The organism is Streptomyces sp. F001 (assembly GCF_004187715.1).
In the GTDB taxonomy this organism is placed as follows: domain Bacteria; phylum Actinomycetota; class Actinomycetes; order Streptomycetales; family Streptomycetaceae; genus Streptomyces; species Streptomyces flavusporus.
In genome coordinates, this window is sequence record NZ_QZWF01000106.1 from 1 (window position 1) to 5,060 (window position 5,060).

6 protein-coding genes and 1 pseudogene are annotated in these 5,060 nt (G+C 67.5%); 2 read left to right on the plus strand and 5 right to left on the minus strand.

The genetic code is table 11. The features are described 5' to 3' along the window. The 4 genes and pseudogenes from StrepF001_RS49215 to StrepF001_RS44400 form a co-directional block, all read right to left on the minus strand. A pseudogene (locus StrepF001_RS49215) lies at positions 1–194 on the minus strand (hypothetical protein); the annotation flags it as partial. A 357-nt stretch (positions 195–551) separates the two neighbouring features. Further along, positions 552–1,439, minus strand: a complete 888-nt coding sequence (locus StrepF001_RS44390) for an NmrA family NAD(P)-binding protein (protein ID WP_129803745.1) — start codon at positions 1,437–1,439, stop codon at positions 552–554. Between the two features lie 274 nt (positions 1,440–1,713). Beyond that, complete coding sequence (locus StrepF001_RS44395) at positions 1,714–2,562, minus strand: alpha/beta hydrolase (RefSeq protein WP_240798004.1); 849 nt, start codon at positions 2,560–2,562, stop codon at positions 1,714–1,716. A gap of 117 nt (positions 2,563–2,679) precedes the next feature. Further along, positions 2,680–3,243, minus strand: coding sequence for a TetR family transcriptional regulator (locus tag StrepF001_RS44400; protein ID WP_129803747.1), 564 nt, complete (start codon positions 3,241–3,243; stop codon positions 2,680–2,682). Positions 3,244–3,360: 117 nt separating this feature from the next. On the opposite strand from StrepF001_RS44400, the gene StrepF001_RS44405 reads away from it, so the two are divergent. Both StrepF001_RS44405 and StrepF001_RS44410 read left to right on the plus strand, forming a co-directional pair. Next, on the plus strand, positions 3,361–3,603 hold the full coding sequence (locus tag StrepF001_RS44405) for a transposase (protein ID WP_276322901.1): 243 nt from the start codon (positions 3,361–3,363) through the stop codon (positions 3,601–3,603). Beyond that, on the plus strand, positions 3,600–4,205 hold the full coding sequence (locus tag StrepF001_RS44410; RefSeq protein WP_129803746.1) for a hypothetical protein: 606 nt from the start codon (positions 3,600–3,602) through the stop codon (positions 4,203–4,205). Before StrepF001_RS44405 ends, StrepF001_RS44410 begins: the two co-directional genes overlap by 4 nt. 96 nt (positions 4,206–4,301) lie before the next feature. Here the strand turns inward: StrepF001_RS44410 and StrepF001_RS44415 are convergent, their stop codons facing one another. Next, complete coding sequence (locus tag StrepF001_RS44415) at positions 4,302–4,874, minus strand: class I SAM-dependent methyltransferase (protein WP_206307167.1); 573 nt, start codon at positions 4,872–4,874, stop codon at positions 4,302–4,304. Between the last annotated feature and the right edge of the window lie 186 nt (positions 4,875–5,060).

The following is a 5,060-nucleotide window of genomic DNA, read 5'->3' on the forward strand; positions in this document are numbered from 1 at the left end:
AAGGCCTTGGCCCGGTCGACGTCGGAGACGGGTAGCACGATGAGTTCGAGCTTCAGATCCATGCCGGTGTCTTTCTTTCGTGATGTCGGTGAGTCGCGGCAGCCGCGACTCACCGGTTCCATGGGTGTCCGAGTCGGCGAAGCGACAGGTGTCGCCCACCGGCTGGGTGATGTGACCGGGATGGTGTCCGCCATCCGGGTGAGGGAAAACCGTGCTCGGGACCTGCGCTTCGCACCGCTCAACGGTTGTTCTGGTCGGTCCCTTTGGGGAGTCACGGTGATGGGGGCATACGCTGTCGGCCGGTGCAGGTGACGCTGACCGCGAAGCGCTTGTTCACTGGTCCGCTCCGCGAGCGGGCGGCCCAGTCGTCGAAGGCCTTCGGCCGTGCTTGCAAAGCGGGTTGCAGCGTTTGCTTTCCACTCGGCCTCCGGCGCGGGTGGTGCACCATCTCGCGCTGGAAGAGGGGCTGGTGACAGGGGTGGATGTCCTCGGCGCTGTGACGCGGCCGGCCGATGGTCTGCGCGCCGCCCCGTCCTCGTCGGGCTGGCCGGCTACGCGCTTGGCTTGGTGTAGTCGAGCTCGAACGCCGAGCGGTGTTCGGTGAGGAACTCCTCGACCGTCGTGAGCGGCTGCCCGTTGATGCGCGGGGCCGTGTCACTGATGCCTGCCAGGCGGCCCTCCTGCTGGTCGAGGGTCACAGCCTCGAAGTGCTTGAGCTTGGCCATGTCATGCCCGATACCGAGCATCTCGAGGAAGGTGGCCACGGTGACCTGCTCGAACGGAAGGTCCTTGCCCAGCACCCGGCTGACCTCGGCCGCGAGCTCTTCGTGGCTGTATTCCACAGGGCCCGTAAGGGCGTAGATCTGCCCACCGTGCTCTTCGGGCGAGGCGAAGATGTTGGCAGCAGTCAGCGCGATGTCGCGGCCGGCGATCGGGGCAAAGCGGCTCTCCTTGTCGAACGGCATCACGTAGCGGCCGTAGCGGATCAGCCCGGAGATGTAGAGCAGCCACTGCATGAAGAACGTGACCCTCAGGTGAGTGGTGGGGACTCCCGACCAGTCGAAGATCTGCTCGGAGAGCCAGTGGTTCTGCGTGGTCTTGCTGCGTGCGTGGGGACGGGACTGGAAGTGTGACATGTTCACGATGAGCTCGAGGTCCTGCTCCTTGGCGGCCTGCGCGAACATGACTGCAGCCTCCACCAGTCCCTCGCCGATCGGGTAGTTGAAGTAGGCGCGCTGGACGCCCCCCATGGCCTTACGAACGTCGCGGAAGTTGAGCAGGTCACCGAATACGACTTCGGCGCCCTTGTCACGCAGTCGCTGTGCCCGCTCGTCGTCCGTGCGGACCATGGCACGCACGTGGAAGCCTTCCGTGAGCAGGTAGTCGACCATCGGCCGGCCGGTCTCACCATTGGCTGTCGTGATCAGAATCGTGGTCATTGTTTCTTTCTCCATTGCTTCGCTGGTGTTGCTGGTGCACGAGGGCCTGGCCTCCCGCTGGCTGTGCCCCTTCGAAGGGCCACAGCCAGCGGGAGCGCAGGAGTGGACCGGATGCGGTGCGCCTCTCCGGCAGGGATGAGGTGTCCCTGTCCGGACCCGGGCCACTGCGTCGCCCACGGGCCGTGCAGGACGGGGCGTTCGCGAGCACACGCTCTGCCGGTGCAGGCTCGGGATCTCCTGCGCGACCCGGGCGAGGTCCGTGTCCGGAGATCCGTCACGTACCGAGGAAGGTGTTGACGTCGGCGGCGAACTCCTTGTGGTACTGGAAGAGGAATCCGTGGGCAGCGTCGGGGTAGATCTTGATCTGTGCGTCGGGCAGCAGGCCGGCAAGCAGGTAGGAGTACCGTGGCGGGATCATCGGGTCGCTGTCACCGTTGGCGACGAACACCGGCTGCGTGATGGCCTGCAGCCGCTCGAGCACGGCGTGGCCCGGGATGCCCACTCGGCCACCGCGTCGTACTGGGCGTGGCGGGTGTGCCAGCTCGTGGGCTCGTCGCGTTTCTCGGTCCGCTCCGTGTAGATGCGGCCCAGGAGGGACTGGCCCGCTTCCAGCTCTGCGGAGGCGCCGGTGAAGAAGACCTCCAGGTAGCCCTCCGCGGATGGGTTCCCGTCCGCCGACTGCCGCGATGACGTCCGCACGCCAGCCGTGTATCCCGGCGGCGCCCCGCGGCGCGGCGGAGGCCAGGACGATTCGGTTGACCAGGTCCGGGCGGTGCAGTGCGATCTCCTGGGCGACGAAGCTGCCGAGGGAGAAGCCGAGCAGGTCGACCTTGTCCAGGCCCAGCACGTCGATGAACGTAATGGCGTCGTCGGCCATGGCGGCGACCGTGTTCGGGGTGCGCCCACTGGTGGCGCCGACGCCGGTGTTGTCGAACGTGATCACCCGGCGCTCCTGCGCCGGCGCGTCGATGAGCGCCGGGTCCCAGTTGTCCAGATTTCCACGGAAGTGCTGCAGCAGCACCAGGGGCAGCGCGTCAGTGCCTGAACCCAGGCTGCGGTAGGCGTACACGATGCCGTTGCCCGCGCTCACGGTCAGCGTCTCGATGGTCGAGTAGGCACTCATCTGAAACCTCCACGGGTGGATGTCACTGCCGGCGGCCGGGCCGCGCCTGCAAATAGATTATGAGCGACATCTAAAAAGAGCAAGGGCCGCCGACGCCCCCAGGCAGGCGGCGCACGATCAGCCGCTCACCGACAGGGCCTCATGTGCGGCATGGAGGATCTTGTCGGACAGCGGGGAGTCGTGCGTGGCCCGAGCGAGGAGAAGGGCTCCCACCATGGTGGCCAGGCGGACCAGACCATCGTCTTCACCCTCGACGGCGAGCCACTCGGCGAAGTCACGCACCCCGTCGGCGTACACCCGATGCGCCGCCGAGTCCCCCGCCTCACGGGCCATGTCGACAGCGAGCCCGGCGGAGGGGCAGCCGTCGGCGGCGTCGTCACGATGCCCGGCCGACAGGTACCAGTCGATCAGCGCCTGGCGGGCGGCGTTGCGCTGCCCGCCGTGCTCATCGCCCGCCTGCGTGCGACGCCCCTCCAGCTCGGCAAAGGCTCGGGCGGTGGCCTCACCGACCAACGCATCCTTGGAGGCGAACTGCTTGTAGAACCCGCCATGGGTCAATCCGGCCGCCTGCATCACGTCGGCGACGCTTATGCCGGTGCCCTTTTCCCGAAACAGCCGGGCGGCGGTGGCTACCACGCGCTGCCGGTTCTCCTGCGCCTGAGCCTGCGATACACGTCCCATCGGATGCCCCTCGTTCAATTAGATTTCGAGTGTCACCTATTTTAAGGTGCTTCCGGCCGACGCGGGCCCGGCACCGCACAGCCCGTCGGACTCCATGCCGCCGCCCGAGCGCGGGTTATCCGTGTCCCCGTCGAAGTCGCCGTCTCCAGGCTGGTCAACTCCCTCAAGGGCGTCTCATCACGCCGGATGCGCCAGGAGTTCCCCGACCTCGTTCAGCACTACTACCGAGCCAACAAGCTGTGGTCCGGCTCCTACTTCGCCGGCTCCGTCGGCGGGGCACCCCTGGCGACAGTGCGCCGCCCTACCGGGCTGAAGCCCGGTACCCCCTCGCCAGGTCCTGGTGGCATCTTGGGCGAATGATGCGCAGAGACGAACAGGAGTGGCTGGCGACTCAGCGTCCGTCGCGCGTGCGTGAGGTCCAGGCAGGTCGCCTCGCCTGGACCGAAGTCGACCTCATCGACATCGAGGGCGGGTTCGCGCGTCCGTTGCGTGACGGGCTGGAAGTCTTCGGCGTCCAGGTGAACTATCTCCGGGTCGGCCAGCCCCGCCATCTGGTGGCGGCACTGGACGGCAGCCGACCGATCGCACCGTATGTGATCGTCGCCTGCCACGGCGACGAGGGACGCATCCTGATGGACGATGTCGCCGAGGAACTGGCCAGATTCCAGCCGTTCAACGGTGCCGTCGGCCCGGACCGAGTACGCGAACATTTCCACCTGCCAGGCAGCGTCACCCTCGTCACCGGTTGCGACACGGGGGAGCCGGCACTCGCCGACGCCTTCCTCGACGCCGGCGCCGGCATGTATATCGCCCCGCGCGGCGCCCCGTTCGGCTATGCGAGCGTATTCGCCCCGTTGTTCTTCTTCTACGAACTCACCGAGCAGCGCACCCCCGTGGAGGCCGTCGGACGCCTGCGCGCGCACGATGACGAACTTGCCATGTGGCAGCTCTATCGGCGCTGACCCGCAGGCCCGCGGCCCGGCCGGCCGGGATTCTTCGGGGAGCTCATGGCGGAGTGAGATGCGAGTCCGGACGGCGCATCGTGTCCACGTGGAGCGTCAGGGTCGGCGTGCCCAGAACAGGGCATGCCCGCCGTCGCCCTCCGGGATGAACTCCTCACGCTCGACTGTCAGGCCGGCCTCGTCGATCCACTCACGGTTGGTGGCGGCGTCCGCGTGACTCCACCACATCGGGGCACCGCCGTCGAGCCAGTTCTCCTCGGTTCCGGTCCACGCGCCGTGTCCCGTGGTGGCCACGAACCAGCCTCCCGGGCGCAGCCACCCGGCGATCCTCCGCAACAGGGGCGGCTGCTCGGCCAGCGGAATGTGTATCAGGGCGAAGAAAGAAACGACCGCGTCGAAGGACACGGCACCGAAGACTGCCGCCGTGGCATCGGCGTGGATGAACTCCACCTGAGGAACTTGTTCCCGAGCCCGGCGGATCTGCACCTCGCTGATGTCGATGCCGGTGACCCGGTATCCGGCGGCAGCCAAAGTACGTGCGACCGGCACCCCGCTTCCGCAGCCCAGGTCCAGCACCGTGCCACCGGCCGGGATCCGCCGGCACAGGTCATCAAGCAGTGACCGGTACTTCGTCTCGGCACCGTACGCCTCGTCGTAGCGCAGGGACACGGCGTCGTACCGTTCCTAGCGTTGTTGGCCAGCATTGGCCAATTCGCCGTGAACCGGATCGGTGATCCGGTGGCCCTCCGAACGGTCTTGAGGGCCGGGGAACAGCGTGAGCTGGTCACCTCGGCACAGTCGAGTCTTACCGCCCGCGTGGGGCGTGCTCGCTGTCCTGGGTGGGCCCGCGGTCCC